The following is a 15,493-nucleotide window of genomic DNA, read 5'->3' on the forward strand; positions in this document are numbered from 1 at the left end:
CTGGGTGGGGGGTCTGCTGTACCCCGTCGTGGTGCTTCTGCTGGTGTGCGGTGCGCCGCGTGCCTCCGGCACCGTGCATGCCGGCGGGTCCCTGCTCGCCTTGGTGCTGCTCGTCGGTGTCCTGCGACGGCTGCCGCTGCTGGCGCTGGCTCTGACGCTCCTCGGGTCCGTCGCCGTCGTGGTGATGGTCCCCGGCAGCCCTGCCCGTGCCACCCTGTCGTTGTCGTATCAGGGCCAGTTCCTGTCGTACCTCGCGGTGGACCTTGTCCTCGGCTTCATCGTCGCCACCTGCTCCCGGCGGGCTTCGATCGCGGCTGTGGCCGTCTGCTGCGCCGTGCAGCTCCTGGTGATCGGCGGCTGGGCGCACGGGGACAACCTGACGGCCAACGCGGTGATCGCCGTCCTGGCGCTGGCCGCGTCCTGGACGGGCGGGCTGCTGAGCCGCGAGCGTCGCGAGCACGCGGTGGCGCTGCGCTCCCAGGCGGTGGCCGAGGCGGTGACCGCCGAACGGCTGCGGATCGCCCGGGAGTTGCACGACATGGTCGCGCACAGCATCGGCATCATCGCGATCCAGGCCGGGGTGGGCCGCCGGGTCATCCAGACGCAGCCCGCAGAGGCCCGCGAGGCGCTGCGGGCCATCGAGACCACCAGCCGGGAGACTCTGGCAGGCCTTCGGCGCACGCTGGTGGCACTGCGTCAGGCCGATCCGGACGCGGCCTCGGGGCGGGCATCGCTCGGGCCCGCGCCGGGGCTGGCGGACATCGAACGGCTGGCGGCGGCGACCGCGGACGCGGGGGTCCGCGTCGACGTGCGGCGCAGTGGGGAGCAGCGCCCGCTGCCGGCCGACATCGACCTGTCCGCCTACCGTATCGTGCAGGAGGCGCTGACCAACGTGGTCCGCCATGCGGGCACCGGGCACTGCCTGGTGGCCATCGACTTCGGGAACGAGGAGCTGTCCGTGGAGGTCCTCGACGACGGGCGCGGCCCCACAGCGACCGGCCCGGCCCAGGGCTTCGGCATCGTCGGCATGCGGGAGCGGGTCGGTCTGCTGCACGGCCACCTCAGCGTCGGGGCGAGTCCCGAGGGCGGCTTCCGGGTGGTGGCCCGGCTGCCGCTGCCCGAACCCGCAGGCGTTGCGGCGGCGGCCCGATGACCGTCCGGGTGGTGCTCGCGGACGACCAGCCGCTGATGCGGTCCGGGCTGCGCGTGATCATGGCCGACCACCCCGACCTGGAGGTGGTCGGGGAGGCCGCGACCGGCGCCGAGGCGGTCCGCCTGGTCGGCGAGGTCAGCCCCGACGTCGTGGTGATGGACATCCGGATGCCCGGCATGGACGGGATCGAGGCGACCCGCCTGATCACCGCCGGTCCGACGGCGACCCGCGTCCTCATGCTGACCACCTTCGACGAGGACGAGCACGTCTACGGCGCGCTGCGGGCCGGTGCGAGCGGATTCGTGGTCAAGGACATGGACGTGGACGACATCCTCGCGGCGGTCCGCGTGGTCGCCGCCGGTGACGCGCTGATCGCGCCGGGTGTGACGCGCCGTCTGATCGCGGACTTCGTCGGACGCCCAGGGGCCGCCCCGGAGCCCTCGCCACGGCCGGTCGAGGGCATCACCGAGCGGGAGCGGGAGGTGCTGACCCTGGTCGGACGCGGCCGGTCGAACGCCGAGATCGCGCAGGACCTCTTCATCACGGTGGCCACTGCCAAGTCGCATGTGGCGAGACTGTTCAGCAAACTGGGCGCCCGGGACCGGGTGCAGCTGGTGATCATCGCCTATGAGCTGCGGCTGGTCCTGCCGTCTGGCTGAGCGTCACCTGCGGCGCCGTCGGGGCGCTGTCTGAGGCGCTGTCGGAGGTGCTTGCTAGGGTCCCCACATGGGAAAACGTGTGCCATTCACGGGTGGCGAGAAGGAAAGCCTGCATGTCGCGCTGGACCGGCACCGCGATGTGGTGCTGTGGAAGCTGGAGGGGCTGGACGACGAGCAGCTGCGGCGGCCGATGACCCCGTCGGGGACGAACCTGCTGGGGCTGGTCAAGCACCTGGGGGGAGCGGAACTCGGTTGGTTCTGCGAGACGTTCGGCCGGGAGACCGGGCCGCTGCCCTTTGACTTCGAGGCCGACGAGGGCTCCGACATGCGGGTGGAGCCGCGCGAGTCCACGGCGGACATCCTGGCGTTCTACGGTCGCGCCAGGGCCTCGGCCGACCAGGCGATCGGCGAGCTGGCGCTCGACGACCTCGGTACGTCCTGGTCGGGCAACGCGGTGTCGCTGCGCTGGGTGCTGATCCACATGATTGCCGAGACCGCTCGGCACGCGGGTCATCTGGACGTGCTGCGCGAGCTGACCGACGGCGCGACGGGCGACCACAAGCGGGGCTGAGCGAGCGGCAGTTCGGGCCCGGGGGGCGTCGGCGCGCGCTCCCCGGGCCTGCTTCTCGGCCACTATGCATGATGTGCATACACGATGTGTATAGTTGACGGCATGTCACTGGGTCACACCATTCTCGGACTCCTCGAGTCCCAGCCCCGGCACGGCTACGACATCAAGCGTGCCTATGACGAACGCTTCGGCCACAGCCGCTCGCTGCACTACGGACAGGTCTACGCGACGCTGTCACGGCTGCTGAAGAACGGCCTGGTCGAGGTCGACGGCGTCGAGTCGGACGGGGGCCCCGAACGCAAGCGCTACGTCATCACCGATGCCGGCGTCACGGACGTCGGCCAGTGGCTCGCCAGGCCGGAGAGCCCCGAGCCGTACCTGCAGAACACCCTGTACACCAAGGTCGTCCTCGCGCTGCTCACCGGCCGCTCGGCGCGCGACCTGCTGGACGTCCAGCGGGCCGAGCACCTGCGGCACATGCGCGAGCTGACCCGTCGCAAGCTGGCCGGCGACCTGGCCGACCAACTCGTCTGCGACTACGCGCTGTTCCACCTGGAGGCGGACCTGCGCTGGCTCGAACTGACCGCCGCGCGGCTGGACGAACTCGCGCGGAAGGTGCAGTCCTGATGCCCGCCCCGACCCCCGCCCCCGTCGTCGCCCACGGCGGCTCCGACCGCCGCGCCATACCGGACGGCGCCCTGCTGTCGGCGGTCGGCCTGTGCAAGGCCTTCGGCCCCACCCCGGCGCTGAACGGCGCCGAATTCGCCGTCATGCCAGGCGAGATGGTCGCGGTGACCGGCACCTCCGGCTCCGGCAAGTCCACCCTGCTGCACTGCCTGGCCGGCATCACCCGCCCCGACGCGGGCGTCGTGACCTACCGGGGTGAGGACCTGACCGCGATGTCGGATGCCCGGCGCAGCGCGCTGCGGCGCGGTGAGTTCGGCTTCCTCTTCCAGTTCGGCCAACTCGTCCCCGAACTGTCCTGTTTGGAGAACGTCGCGCTGCCGCTGCGGCTCAACGGGCTGCGCAGGCGGGCCGCGCAGGAGCGCGCGTCGCAGTGGCTGGAGCGTCTTGAGGTGCTCGACCTCGCTGCCAAGCGGCCCGGCGAGATCTCCGGCGGCCAGGGGCAGCGGGTCGCCCTGGCCCGCGCCCTGGTCACCGATCCGGCGGTGGTCTTCGCCGACGAACCCACCGGCGCCCTGGACTCGTTGCAGAGCGAGCGGGCGATGGCGCTGCTCACCTCGGCCGTGGGCCTCAGCGGCGCGGCAGTCGTGCTGGTCACCCATGACGTGCGGGTGGCGGCGTACGCGGACCGCGAGGTCGTGGTCCGCGACGGCCTGACCTGCGAGCCGGGAGCCGTCCGATGACCGGGCACCCCGACCGGCCGGGCAGCCGCCCGGGCAGCCGGCCACCCGTCGGCCGACCGTCGCCGACGCGCTGGGCCGGCGATCTGCTGCTCGGCCTGCGGCTCGCGGTCACCGGCGGGTGGGACGGCGTGGTCCGCACGCTGCTGACCGCCGTCAGCGTCGGCCTCGGCGTGGCGATGCTGCTGCTGGCCTCCTCGTTCCCCGTTATGAAGCATCACCGGGACGACCGGATCCACGCCATCGCCGACATGCTGTTCGCCGACGGCGCGCCGCGCTCGGACCACAGCCTGCTGATCACGGACCTCAGCACGACCTACCACGGCCGGGCGGTCCGCGGTCGGGCCGTTCAGCCCGAGGGGCCCGCCGCCCCGCTTCCGCCGGGTCTGAACGCGTACCCGGCGCCGGGCCAGCTGCTCGTCTCGCCCGCGCTGGCCGACCTGCTGCGCTCGCCCGACGGCAGACTGCTCCAGGAGCGGATCGGCCGGCCGATCGCCGGGCGGATCGGGAACGCGGGCCTGGTGGGCCCGGGCGACTACGCCTTCTACCTCGGCAGCGACCAACTCGCCGGCGACCCCACCGCGCTGCGTCTGGACCACTTCGGCGGGGACCTGCCGAAGACCCCGATACCTCCGCTGCTGGTGTTCCTGAGCGTGGCCGGGGTGGTCATCCTGCTCACCCCGGTGGCTGTCTTCCTCGCCGCGGGCGTCCGCTTCGGCGGCGAGGCGCGCGACCGCAGGTTGGCGGCGCTGCGGCTGGTCGGCGCCGACCAGGCGTCCACCGCGCGGATCGCGGCCGGCGAGTCGCTGGCCGGCGCGCTGGTCGGCCTGGCCCTGGGAGCGGTCTTCTTCCTGGTCGGCGCCCGGCTGATCGAGTTGATCACCATCGCCGGGATCAGCGTCTTCGCCGTCGACGTGGTGCCGGACCCGCTGATCGCCGTCCCCGCCCTGCTCGCGGTGCTGGTGCTGGCGGTGGTCGTGACGCTGGCGACCATGCGGCGGATCTCCGTCGAACCGCTCGGGGTGGTGCGCGCGGGCCGCGCCCGCAAGCGCCGGCTCTGGTGGCGGGTCGCGCTGTCGCTGCTCGGCACGGCCCTGCTGCTCAGCCGCAGTTCGAGCGTCCAGGGCCTCGACGACCAGACCGGGATCGCCGTGGTCATCGCCGGCCTGATGCTGCTGCTGATCGGCGCGACGACCCTGCTGCCCAGCCTGCTCGAGCTGGCCGTCCGCGGCCTGGGCGACGGTCCGCCCTCCTGGCAACTCGCGGTCCGCCGCATCCAGTTCAGCATCGAGACGGCGGCCCGGCCGACGTCCGGGATCGTCGTCGCGGTGGCCGGCGCGATCGCGCTGCAGGCGCTGCTCGGCGGCATGACCGGCGAGTACAGCTTCGGCGGGGGCAGCGCGTCCGACCGGGGCGACTCCGCGATGGTGCAGGTCGACTTCACCGCCGGCGCCGACCAGGCGGCCCGCGACGCCGATGCCTTCCGCGGCTCCGCCGCCGTCGCCACGGTCGCGGGCTACACCGAACTGGACGTCCAGTCCCTCGCCCGCCCGGACGCCGGGACCCGGGTCGAGGTGGCCGACTGCCGGACGCTGCAGGTGCTGTCGGATGTCGCGGACTGCGCCGACGGCGACGCCTTCGCCACCGCCCCGGCGGGCGCCGGCGGCAGCGCGATGGCCGGCGGCGCCAGTGCGGTGGCTGCCGGCGGCAGTGTGGTGGCCGACGTGCAGGTCGGTGAGACGGTGATTCCGCGGACGTTTCCGCCGACCACCAGCGGACCGCGGTGGCGGATCCCCGCCGCCCGCGCCACCGTTCATCTGAAACCCGCGATCCTCCCCCAGGTCCTGGTCGGCACGCTGCTGGTGACGCCGTCGGCCGTCCCGGCCGCGCTGCTGGGCGGCCTGCACCCGACCGTCCGCCTGCTTCCCGCGCCGCGGGAGCCGGACGCCGAGGAGCAGATCCTCAACACGGCGGCCCGGATCGACGTCCACGCGATGGCCTACCACCCGTACGCGGCGCAGCTGGATTCCACCTTCTCCAGCATCGAGCGCGCCCTGACCGCCGCGGTGGTGGCGATGCTGACCCTGATCGGGGCCAGCATGCTGGTCGGCCTGCTGGAGCAACTGCGCGACCGCAAGCGCACCTTGGCGGTGCTGACGGCCTTCGGCACGCGGCGCCGCACGCTCGCCTGGGCGGTGCTCTGGCAGAGCATGCTGCCCGTGCTGGTCGGGCTGGTCCTGGCGGTCGCGGCGGGCCTGGCGCTCGGTGGACTGCTGCTGAAGCTGGCCCACCTGCCGATCGCCTTCGACTGGGCGGAGATCCTGCGGATGGCCGCCGCCGGCGGGGTCGCGGTGCTGACCGTGACGGCGCTCAGCCTGCCGATGCTCTGGCGGAACACCAGGGCGGTCGGCCTGCGTTACGAGTGAGACCTGTGGGTGAGCGCCCCCAGCCCGCAGCCGTGCCGCAGGCCGCGTGCAGCAGACTGGGGGCGATCACCCGACCGACCTGAGGATGGATGAGTTCATGGCCGACCGCCCCTTGACGCTGATGGCAGTGCACGCCCACCCGGACGACGAGGCGACGGGCACCGGAGGCGTCCTCGCGCGCTACGCGGCGGAGGGCATCCGCACGGTGCTCGTCACCTGCACCGACGGCGGCTGCGGCGACGGTCCCGGCGGCAGCAAGCCCGGCGATCCCGGGCACGACCCGGCCGCCGTCGCCGCGATGCGCCGCACCGAACTCGAGGCGAGCTGCAAGGTCCTCGGGGTCACCCACCTCGAACTCCTCGACTACGCGGACTCCGGGATGATGGGCTGGCCGGCCAACGACGCGCCCGGGTCCTTCTGGGGCACGCCGGTGGACGAGGCGTCCGCCAAGCTGGCCGAGCTGATGCTGCAGTACCAGCCCGACGTGGTCGTCACCTATGACGAGAACGGGTTCTACGGCCACCCCGACCACATCCAGGCCAACCGGATCACCGCGGCGGCGCTGGCCCGGACCGGTCTGGCGTCCAAGGTCTACTGGACGACGGCGCCGCGCTCGATGATGGAGGAGTTCGGGAGGGTCATGCGCGAACTCGGCGCGGACTGGGAGGCACCGGACCTGTCCGACCTGCCCGACCAGCCCGACCAGTCCGAGGCCTCGCTGGACGGGCCCGCACTCGAAATCGGCCTGCCCGACGAGGAGATCACGACCTGGGTGGACACCACCGAGTTCGGCGGCCAGAAGTTCGACGCGCTGGCCGCGCACGCCAGCCAGAGCGAGAACATCTTCTTCCTGCGGATGGGCAAGGAACGGTTCACCGAGCTGATGGGCGTGGAGACCTTTGTCCGGGTCCAGGACAGCACCGGAGCCGCCCTGCCCGAGAACGACCTCTTCGCCGGGCTGCGCTGAGCCCGGGCTGCGCTGAGCCCGGCCTGTGCTGAGCCCGGCCCGCGCTGAGTCTGGCCCGCGCTGAGCCGCCGCCGGGACATGCGGTGGCTGGAGGGTGAGGATGGAACAAGACCGCGCGGGCGCACCCCGGCGGCGTGAATGAGGTGGTTGCGGTGGGCACGTCTGGGCCTGCGTCGTCGCGGCCCGGACGCGCTGGCGCCGAGTCGGCGGGGCCGGACGGGCTGGCAGCGATCGCAGAGGTCCTGCGGGGTGTCCCCGACCGGCTCGACGCGCACCTCGGCGGGCTCTACCTGCTGTCGCAGGACGGGCAGGTGCTCGATCTGCTGATGACGCTGGGGGCCGCGCGGCAGTTCTCCAGACCCTGGCAGCACATCGCGATCTCCGCACCGATTCCGGTGGTCGACGCGGTGCGCGAGGGCCGTGTGGTGTGGGTGGGCGGCGCGGAGGAGCTGGCGCGGCGCTACCCGCGGGTCGCCGTCGCCATGCCGTATACGTTCGGCCTGGCGGCCGCGCCGCTCGTCGCGCGGGGGAGCACGTACGGGGTGGTATTCCTGCTCTGGCCCGCCTCGCACCCCGCCGAGCTGTCGTCGGGGGAGCGTGACCGCCTCGTGCTGCTCGCCGAGCAGCTGGCCGAGGTGCTGGCGTCGGCGGCCGACGCCGGCCGACCGGTCCGGGCCGGCCCGCGACGGGTGGTGGCGGAGGAGGACCGCGCGCCGGCGGACCCGTTCACCGCGATGGTGGCCCGGCTGCCGGAGGGCATGTGCGGTATCGACCTGAACGGACGGCTGGCCGCGGTCACGCCGACCGCCGCCGCCCTGCTGGGGGCGCCGGTCCAGCGGCTGCTGGGCCAGCGGCCGTGGGTGGAGCTGCCGTGGCTGCGGGATCCCGTGTACGAGCACCACTACCAGGCGGCGGTGATCAGCGGGCAGGAGACCTCGTTCGTCGCCCTGCGCCCGCCGGACCACTGGCTCTCCTTCCAGCTGCACCCCGACGCCACCGGCCTCACCGTGAGCATCACCGCCGTCGGGAGCGCCCCGCACAGCCGGGCCGCCGCCGAGTGGTCCGCCGAGTCACTCAAGTCACCCCAGTCACTCAAGTCACCCGAGTCATCCGAGTCACCCGGCGAACCGGTCGCGCACACCCGCCCGGGGGTGCTCTACCACATCCTGCATTTCGCCAGCGCGCTGACCGAGGCGATCGGTGTGCACGACGTGGTGAACATGGTCTCCGACCAGATCGTGCCGGCCTTCGGCGGCCAGGCCGTCGCGGTGCTGATGGTCGAGGGCGGCCGGCTGCGCATCGTGGGGCACCGCGGCTACTCGCCCAACGTGGTCGACCAGTTCGACGGGACGGCGCTGACCGAGCCCACACCCGGCGTGCAGGCGTCGACCAACCCGGTGCCGACCTTCTTCGAGACCCGCGAGGAGTTGGAGCGGCTCTACCCCGACCGGCGCGAGACCCAGGACGGCATGGCTGCGTGGGCCTATCTGCCGTTGGTCACCTCGGGGCGCCTGATCGGCACCTGCGTGGTGGCCTTCGACCAGCCCCACCGGTTCGCGTTGGGGGAGCGCGCCGTGCTGACCGCGCTCGCCGGCCTGATCGCCCAGGCCCTCGACCGGGCCCGGCTGTACGACACCAAACTCGGCCTCGCCCACGGCCTCCAGGACAGCCTGCTGCCCCGCGCCCTGCCCGCCGTCCCGGGCCTGGAGACCGCCGCCCGCTACCTGCCCTGCACGGAGGGGATGGAGGTCGGCGGCGACTTCTACGACCTCATCCGGGTCGACCGCGACACCGCGGCCATCGTCATCGGGGACGTCCAGGGCCACAACGTCCACGCCGCCGCCCTGATGGGCCAGATCCGCACGGCCGTCCGCGCCTTCGCGACGGTCGACGCCGACCCCGGAGTCGTGCTGGCCCGCACCAACCGCCTGCTGGCCGACCTGGACACCACGCTGCTCGCCAGCTGCGCCTTCCTGCGCGTCTACCCGCTGCGGCGGGAGGCCTGGCTGGGGGACGCCGGGCACCCCGTGCCGCTGGTGCGCAGCCCCGACGGGCGGGTGAGCCTGCTGGAACCGTCCAGCGGCCTGGTGTTCAACGTCGACCGGGCCGCCGAGTACCCGCTGACCCGCGTCGACCTGGCGGTCGGCACCACCCTGGTGCTGTACACCGACGGCCTGGTCGAGACGCCCGGCGTAGACCTGGACTGGTCGCTGGCCGAGCTCGGCGCCATCCTGGCCCGCCACGGCGGTGAACCGCTCGACGTGCTGGCCGACGCGCTGATCGGCGAGGCCGTGCAGGCCGAGCATCGCACCGACGACATCGCCCTGCTGCTGGTGCGGTCGGTGCCGTTCTGATTTCCTTCTCGTCTGAACGGGTGGGGGCTCTTGGGGGCTCGTTCGCGCTGCCCGATTTGGTGTGTTTGTCACGCTTACGGTGACGGGATGCGAAAAGGCGTACGGCAGTGGTCGGTGGTCCTGGGCATGTGTACGGCGTTCCTGGTTCCGGTGGCGCGTCCCGCCCCGCCGCTGCCGGCGCCGCCGCCGGTGGCTCAAGCGGTGCCGGCCTTCGGGGCGCCGATGGTCGCCGCAGCCGATCCCGCAGCCGGTGTCGCAGCCGCTGCTCCGACGGCCGGGCCGGACTGCGCGCGGCTGGCGTGCGTCGCGCTGACCTTCGACGACGGTCCCTCCGCCGCGACATCCGGCCTGCTGGACGACCTCGCCGACGCCGACGTGAAGGCGACCTTCTTCATCGTGGGGGAGCAAGCCCGTTCGTTTCCCGAGCAGTTGAGGCGCGAGGCCGCCGAGGGCCACGCGATCGGCAACCACACCCTCACGCATCCGTTCCTGACCACCCTGACGCCCGCTCAGGTGCACGACGAACTCGCCCAGAGCGAGGACGCGATCGCCGGGATCACGGGGAGCCGCCCGCTGCTGGTGCGGCCGCCCTACGGCTCGTACAGCGCCGCGGTGCGCTCCTTCGGCCACCCGCTGGTGCTGTGGGACGTCGACACCCGGGACTGGCAGCACCACGACCCCGCGCAGGTCCTCAGCCGGGCCGCGGCCATGGTGCACCCGGGCTCGATCGTCCTGATGCACGACACCGAGGGGCAGTTGAGCACGCTGGGCGCCGTGCCTCAGCTGATCCGGAACCTGCGCGCCGCCGGCTACACCCTGGTCACCGTCCCCGAACTGCTGGCCCCGGCCTCGCCGGCCCCCGGCGCGGTCTACCGCAACCGGGACTCCGCCACCCGCCCCGCCGACCACCTCCAGCCCTGGGACACCGCGCCGGCGACCACCGACCAGGACACCGACGCCGCGATCGCCGGCACCGTCGCGTGGCAGTACCCCACCGGCGCCGCCGACGGCCCGGCGGAGGCGGAGCGGGTGGAGAGCGGGCTGCGGCCGGGTGAGTGCCGCAACACCCTCGCACCGCAGCCCGCCCCGCAGGACACGCCCGCGTTCGCCCTGCGCAACAGCACCGGCCATGACCTGGTGATGTACGACCGGGCCGACTGCGACCACTGGACCGCCGTCCTCACCCCCGGCGGCGAGCAGTACGCGGAGGTGCGCAGCTTCTCGATGCGCTGAAACGTCAGGGCCGGGTCTTCAGGATCCGAGGGGCGGGAGGAGCTGGACGTCGGTGGCCTTCAGGTAGGCGAGCCGGTGGTTGTAGCGGATGGGGTAGTAGCGGTCCTGGCCGACCACCAGGGTTCGATCGTTGGGCGCGTCGCCGTTGATGTTCCTGTCGTAGAAGAACTGACTCACCGCCGGTGTGCTCTCGGCGGCGAGATAGGCCTGCCCCGCCGGGACGCCTGTGTTCATGGCCACCACCGCGGGGGCCTTGATGGCGGGGTAGGGCGCGTAGGCGGCGGCCTCGGGGTAGGCCCGGCCGTAGACCGGGATCGAGGTGCGGCCGGGCGCGGGGGTCAGCACGGTCCGCCCGGGCCGGCGCACGTCGGTGCGGGCGCTGCGCCCGCCCGGGTTGAAGAACCAGCACTGCTTGCCGTCGTACCAGATCGCCGTCCAGTCGCCCTGCTGGTCGGCGACGACGTAGCCGGCTCCGGTCACCGCCTTGTCGCTCCAGTCGGCGGCCTGCGTGCCGCCGCCGTTGACGAGCGGCGCGTCGGCGCTCGGGCGGGTGCGCAGGTAGACGAAGTTCTCCGGTCGGGCGGCCGTGCCGGTGACCGGGGGCTCGTTGGTCGCGTCGAAGGGCGGGGCGATGGTCACGGTGTCGCCGGCCTGCGGCGGGGCGTCGGTGCCGGGGGCGATCGGCGCGCCGAGCAGCTCCAGGTAGTGGCTCCAGTCCCAGAAGGTGCCCGGGTCCCAGTGCATGTCGGCCACGGAGTCCTGGGTCGGCGCGGGGACGTCGTCGTGGCCGATGACGTGCTGACGGTCCAGCGGGATGCCGAACCTCGCGGCCAGGTAGCGCACCAGCTCGGCGGAGGACTGGTACAGCTGCTCCGAGTACCAGGTCGGCCGGTCGGTCGGGAGCGCATAGCCCTCGTGCTCGATGCCGATGCTGTGCATGTTGACCGTCTTGTTGCCCGCGTGCCAGGCGACGTCCCGGGTGGGCACCAGCTGCGTGACATGGCCGTCGGAGGAACGCACGAGGTAGTGCGCGGTGGCCTGCTCGTGCGGGTCCTGGAACGAGGCGATCGCGCCGGCGTAGTCGGTCTCGGTGTCGTGGATGACGACCGAGCGGATCGCCTGGCCGTCCGCGGGGCGGTTGGCGGGGTTGTAGTTGCCGTACGAGGTCGGGTCGTTCGGGTCGGTCAGTGCGTACGCGGCGGGGGTGACGTCGCAGCCGAGGTCGGCCGGGCACTCGGCTGCGTCCTGGGGGCCGGCCGTGGTGGGCCGGGGCACCGGCGGCTGCGGGGTCGCGGTGGCGGTGGCGGGCAGGGTGACCCGCTGGCCCTCGGAGGTGGTGCGGGCGGCGCCGGTGCGCACGGTGGCGTAGACCCGGTCCGCGAAGACGCGACCGGCCGCCGCCTCGCCCTGGTTACCCTGGTTGCCCTGGTCGCTCAGGCCGCCCCGGCCGAAGCGGGCCATGGCCTCGTACCACTGGCCCGGGTCGGCGGTGGCGGGTGCGCCCACGGCCTGCTGGTAGTGGGCCAGTAGGGCTGCGCCGCCGCGGATGTTCTGTGCGGTGTCGCTTCTCAGCTGCGCGGGTGGGCGGTGGATCAGTGCGGCGGCGGCGTCGAGGGTGTGCAGGGCGGGGGAGTCGGTGAGGTGCCGGGCGGCTGCTGCTGCGGGGTGCGGCGGGCGCGCGGGGCCGGGCTCGCCGCGCCCGTCCCGCTCGCTGACGGTAGCGGTGGTGGCGGCGTTGGCTGCGTTGGTTGCGGCGACGTCGACCCCGGTCAGGCCGAGCACGCCGTAGTTCCCGGTGGTGCTCGGCTGCCCCTGGTGGGACTCCCAGCGGGTCTCCTGGTAGGACAGCGCCATCAGCACGCTCTGCGGGACGCCGAACTCGGCTGCGGCGCTGGTGAATTGGCCTTGGAGGAGTTGGGAGTCGGCGGCGCCGGCGTCGGCCGGTAGGGCCGAGCCGGTCAGGCAGGTGATCGTCAGGGTGGCGACCAGGGCGGTCGCTGCGGCTCGGTGGCCGGTGATCAGGAGTGCGGACATGGCACAGTCCTAACCCGCGTGACGGCCCGTCACGTGGAGTGACACTCCCGGTCGACCCTAACCGTCCCGGCCCGCCCTGGCCGCGGCGAGACGGGCCAGCAGAACGCGCTCGTCATTGCTGACGGCCGGCAGGTCCTCGGCCGCCGCCCAGCAGAACCGGTCGTGCTCGTCGCTCACCACGACGGCCTGGCCGGCCGGCGCCGTCGCCGTGAAGACGAACTGCCGGGTGCGCTTGCCGCGGGCGCTGGTGTAGTCGAAGTAGCCGACGTAGTCGGTGAGTTCGACGTCGGTGAGGCCCGCCTCCTCGGCGAGTTCGCGCAGTGCGGCCGCTTCGACGCCCTCGCCGTCGTCGACCCCGCCGCCCGGGATCTCCCAGATCCCGGGCAGCACCCCGCCGGGGGCGCGGCGCAGCAGCAGGATCCGCTCGTCGGCGTCGGTGACGACGACGGTGGCGGTCGGCCGCTGGATGCCGGCGGCGGGGGCGGAGTCGACGTCGGCGGTGAGCTGGGGGCGGGAGGTGTTCATGGCGCCAGCCTACGGGCCTTGGCGGCCCAGCTCGGCTCAGCTCAGCGGGCGGCAGAGCAGCGCGTCGGGGACGCCGCCGTCGTTCCACCTCCAGGTGTAGGCGACGCCGGCCAGGTACTCGTTGTCGGCGCACTGGCCCTTGTAGTAGCCGGGCGCCCAGTCGCTGGCGGACGAGCCGCCGGACGACGGGCGGTTGTCGCCGTGATCGAACCAGACGTCACGGCCGCCGGTCGGCAGCGCGGTGCTCGCGGGGGCGCAGAGCAGGGTGGACATCGCGTTGCCGCGGACGCTGTAGCCGACGGCGAAGTAGTCGTCGGGGCACTGGAGTTTGTTGTACCCGGAGGCCCAGTCGCCCTCGGTGACATAGCGCTCGTCGGTGACCGCCAGATACGGCGCGCCGGTTTTGGCGGGCTCGCCGGAGTCGGTGCACAGGCCGCGGCTGTCGCTGCGGCCCAGGCCCGCCAGTCGTTCGCTGTCCGGGCAGGCGCCCTTGCGGCCACCGGAGTCCCAGTCGGGGAGCGCGAGCATCTGCGCGGAGGTGTCGTAGTCGGCGTGATCGAGGTTCAGCATGTTCCAGCGGGCGGAGAGCGGCACCGGGCCGGTCAGACCGGGCGCGTTGATCAGCTTGTTCCAGTCGGCGGCCCGCCAGTCACCCGGGTCGTTGATGCTCAGCTGGTTGCCGCTGGAGTCGTAGTCCAGCAGGGCCCAGTTGTCCAGTGGCACGCCGTTCTGGGTCCAGCCCACCAGCGGCCAGATCGCGAAGTCGGTGTCGTTGGCGGCCAGGATGTCGGTGAAGGCGTCGAACCAGGCCTGCTCCTTGGGGTCGCTCTCGCTGCGTCCGGCCGCGCCGAACTCGCTGACCCAGACCGGGGCGGTGAAGTGCTGGCCGGACTGGGTGACGAACAGAGCCTCCTGGCTGACCGCCTGGGCGAGTTGGGCCGGGGTGAAGTCCTCGTAGCGCGGATCGCTGGTGACGCCCAGACCGCTGGAGGCGCCGCTGTTGGCGGGGCCGGTGTAGGCGTAGAAGTGCTCGGAGTAGACCAGTTTGTCGGACTCGATCAGCGTGTTGGAGAGGTTCTGAACCGGCGTCAGCATCGGTCGACCATGCGGGAGTCCGTTGAGCGGGATGCCCTGCCAGTTGATGCCCTCCATGATGATCAGCAGGTCCGGGTCGGCCTGCAGGATCTGGTTTCCGGCCTCCTCGAACGCGGCGTTCTCGTCATGGCTGTCGCCCCAGCCCCAGTTGGGGTCGTCCCAGGTGTCGCGGCGCACCTCGTTGCGCAGATCGACGCCGACGACGCGCTTGTCGGAGCGGTAGCGGTTCACCATGAACAGCCAGTCGCTCTCCCACTGCGCGGTGCTCTGGCCGCTGTTCCAGCGTTCGTTGCCGTCCAGGCCGCAGCACCAACGGGCGGTGGTGGTGTGGTTGTTGAGGATGACCGCGAAGCCCTCCGCGGTCAGCGCCGCGACCACGGCGTCGTAGACCTGCAGCGGAGTGTCGCCGCGCAGCTGCGGGTTGGCCGTGACGGCGGCGTCCGGCACCGGGGTGGTGTCATGGATGAGCGCGTTGGAGAAGGGCAGTCGGATGCTGTTGATCCCGAGGCTGTGGAAGCCGGCCAGGATCTGCGCCATGGACGCCCGGTCCAGGCCCAGTGGGAGGCTGTAGGAGGGCTCGCCGTGCGCGTTGTTGGCCGGGTCGTCGACGGCCCCGCTGCCGAGCCAAGTGCCCTGGGCTCCCTCCCAGTTGCCGGAGGCGAGCTTGAATCGGTTGCCGTTGGCGTCGACGATGTAGCGGCCGCGGGTGCTGAGCGGACCGGTCCAGGAGGCCGCGAGTTGCTGCCCGGCGCCGGAGACGGCCGCCGCGCCGGCTGCCGGCTTCGGCAAGGGTGCGGCCACCGTGCTGCCTTGGGACAGCAACAGGGTGGTGGAGAGCGCAGCGACCATCGCGAGGGTGCGGGTGACGAATCTGTGCATCGCCGTCCTCAGGATAAGAGTGAAGTTGATCAATCCTGAGTGTTTACCCATCAGTAGGTCAACGAAATCCGTCATGAACAATCAGTGCGGACGGTCGCACAGGCGGGATGCTTCGGTAGGCTCAGTGAACGCAAGGCATGGCCGCGCATATTGACATGCGCATGATACGTGGGCTTAACCTGGCAGCCGCTACCCGTCGGTAGCGTACCTGCAGCCGAGCAGTCGCACCCGTA

General features: G+C 72.6%; 12 protein-coding genes. 9 read left to right on the top strand and 3 right to left on the bottom strand.

All coding sequences use genetic code 11. The annotated features are described in order from the left end of the window. Window positions 1-31 precede the first annotated feature (31 nt). The 9 genes from P3T34_RS36695 (at window position 32) to P3T34_RS36735 (ending at window position 10,727) form a co-directional block, all read left to right on the top strand. Window positions 32-1,153 carry a sensor histidine kinase gene (locus P3T34_RS36695; protein WP_280670706.1) on the top strand — a complete coding sequence of 374 codons (1,122 nt, stop codon included), beginning with the start codon at window positions 32-34 and terminating at the stop codon, window positions 1,151-1,153. Then, on the top strand, window positions 1,150-1,812 hold the full coding sequence (locus P3T34_RS36700; protein ID WP_280670708.1) for a response regulator transcription factor: 663 nt from the start codon (window positions 1,150-1,152) through the stop codon (window positions 1,810-1,812). Before P3T34_RS36695 ends, P3T34_RS36700 begins: the two co-directional genes overlap by 4 nt. A 67-nt stretch (window positions 1,813-1,879) precedes the next feature. Then, on the top strand, window positions 1,880-2,383 hold the full coding sequence (locus tag P3T34_RS36705; RefSeq protein WP_280670710.1) for a DinB family protein: 504 nt from the start codon (window positions 1,880-1,882) through the stop codon (window positions 2,381-2,383). Window positions 2,384-2,485: 102 nt separating this feature from the next. Beyond that, complete coding sequence (locus P3T34_RS36710; RefSeq protein WP_280670712.1) at window positions 2,486-3,010, top strand: PadR family transcriptional regulator; 525 nt, start codon at window positions 2,486-2,488, stop codon at window positions 3,008-3,010. Next, window positions 3,010-3,750, top strand: coding sequence for an ABC transporter ATP-binding protein (locus P3T34_RS36715; protein ID WP_280670714.1), 741 nt, complete (start codon window positions 3,010-3,012; stop codon window positions 3,748-3,750). The genes P3T34_RS36710 and P3T34_RS36715 overlap by 1 nt, the downstream gene beginning before the upstream one ends. After that, complete coding sequence (locus P3T34_RS36720; RefSeq protein ID WP_280670715.1) at window positions 3,747-6,173, top strand: FtsX-like permease family protein; 2,427 nt, start codon at window positions 3,747-3,749, stop codon at window positions 6,171-6,173. The genes P3T34_RS36715 and P3T34_RS36720 overlap by 4 nt, the downstream gene beginning before the upstream one ends. A 97-nt stretch (window positions 6,174-6,270) precedes the next feature. Beyond that, window positions 6,271-7,140, top strand: a complete 870-nt coding sequence (locus P3T34_RS36725) for a PIG-L family deacetylase (RefSeq protein WP_280670716.1) — start codon at window positions 6,271-6,273, stop codon at window positions 7,138-7,140. 152 nt (window positions 7,141-7,292) lie between these two features. Next, window positions 7,293-9,494: a GAF domain-containing SpoIIE family protein phosphatase gene (locus P3T34_RS36730; RefSeq protein WP_280670717.1), complete on the top strand. Its 2,202-nt coding sequence runs from the start codon at window positions 7,293-7,295 to the stop codon at window positions 9,492-9,494. A gap of 87 nt (window positions 9,495-9,581) precedes the next feature. Next, window positions 9,582-10,727, top strand: coding sequence for a polysaccharide deacetylase family protein (locus P3T34_RS36735; protein ID WP_280670718.1), 1,146 nt, complete (start codon window positions 9,582-9,584; stop codon window positions 10,725-10,727). Window positions 10,728-10,745: 18 nt separating this feature from the next. Here P3T34_RS36735 and P3T34_RS36740 read toward each other — a convergent pair whose 3' ends face one another. Genes P3T34_RS36740 through P3T34_RS36750 form a run of 3 tightly spaced genes read right to left on the bottom strand, consistent with a single transcriptional unit; the run spans window position 10,746 to window position 15,260 of the window. Then, window positions 10,746-12,761, bottom strand: a complete 2,016-nt coding sequence (locus tag P3T34_RS36740; RefSeq protein ID WP_280670719.1) for a peptidoglycan recognition family protein — start codon at window positions 12,759-12,761, stop codon at window positions 10,746-10,748. 57 nt (window positions 12,762-12,818) lie between these two features. Beyond that, complete coding sequence (locus P3T34_RS36745) at window positions 12,819-13,286, bottom strand: NUDIX hydrolase (RefSeq protein ID WP_280670720.1); 468 nt, start codon at window positions 13,284-13,286, stop codon at window positions 12,819-12,821. Between the two features lie 36 nt (window positions 13,287-13,322). Beyond that, entirely contained in the window at window positions 13,323-15,260 is a 1,938-nt protein-coding gene (locus tag P3T34_RS36750; RefSeq protein ID WP_280670721.1) for a cellulase family glycosylhydrolase, read from the bottom strand. Between the last annotated feature and the right edge of the window lie 233 nt (window positions 15,261-15,493).

This window comes from Kitasatospora sp. MAP12-44, from assembly GCF_029892095.1.
GTDB lineage: Bacteria > Actinomycetota > Actinomycetes > Streptomycetales > Streptomycetaceae > Kitasatospora.

What these genes read in the sequence shown, in the direction of transcription:
- P3T34_RS36715 (WP_280670714.1), top strand. Translation starts at nt 3,010, where the DNA reads ATGCCCGCCCCGACCCCCGCCCCCGTCGTCGCCCACGGCGGCTCCGAC.
- P3T34_RS36750 (WP_280670721.1), bottom strand. Translation starts at nt 15,260, where the DNA reads ATGCACAGATTCGTCACCCGCACCCTCGCGATGGTCGCTGCGCTCTCC.
- P3T34_RS36735 (WP_280670718.1), top strand. Translation starts at nt 9,582, where the DNA reads ATGCGAAAAGGCGTACGGCAGTGGTCGGTGGTCCTGGGCATGTGTACG.
- P3T34_RS36700 (WP_280670708.1), top strand. Translation starts at nt 1,150, where the DNA reads ATGACCGTCCGGGTGGTGCTCGCGGACGACCAGCCGCTGATGCGGTCC.
- P3T34_RS36740 (WP_280670719.1), bottom strand. Translation starts at nt 12,761, where the DNA reads ATGTCCGCACTCCTGATCACCGGCCACCGAGCCGCAGCGACCGCCCTG.
- P3T34_RS36720 (WP_280670715.1), top strand. Translation starts at nt 3,747, where the DNA reads ATGACCGGGCACCCCGACCGGCCGGGCAGCCGCCCGGGCAGCCGGCCA.
- P3T34_RS36705 (WP_280670710.1), top strand. Translation starts at nt 1,880, where the DNA reads ATGGGAAAACGTGTGCCATTCACGGGTGGCGAGAAGGAAAGCCTGCAT.
- P3T34_RS36710 (WP_280670712.1), top strand. Translation starts at nt 2,486, where the DNA reads ATGTCACTGGGTCACACCATTCTCGGACTCCTCGAGTCCCAGCCCCGG.
- P3T34_RS36725 (WP_280670716.1), top strand. Translation starts at nt 6,271, where the DNA reads ATGGCCGACCGCCCCTTGACGCTGATGGCAGTGCACGCCCACCCGGAC.
- P3T34_RS36745 (WP_280670720.1), bottom strand. Translation starts at nt 13,286, where the DNA reads ATGAACACCTCCCGCCCCCAGCTCACCGCCGACGTCGACTCCGCCCCC.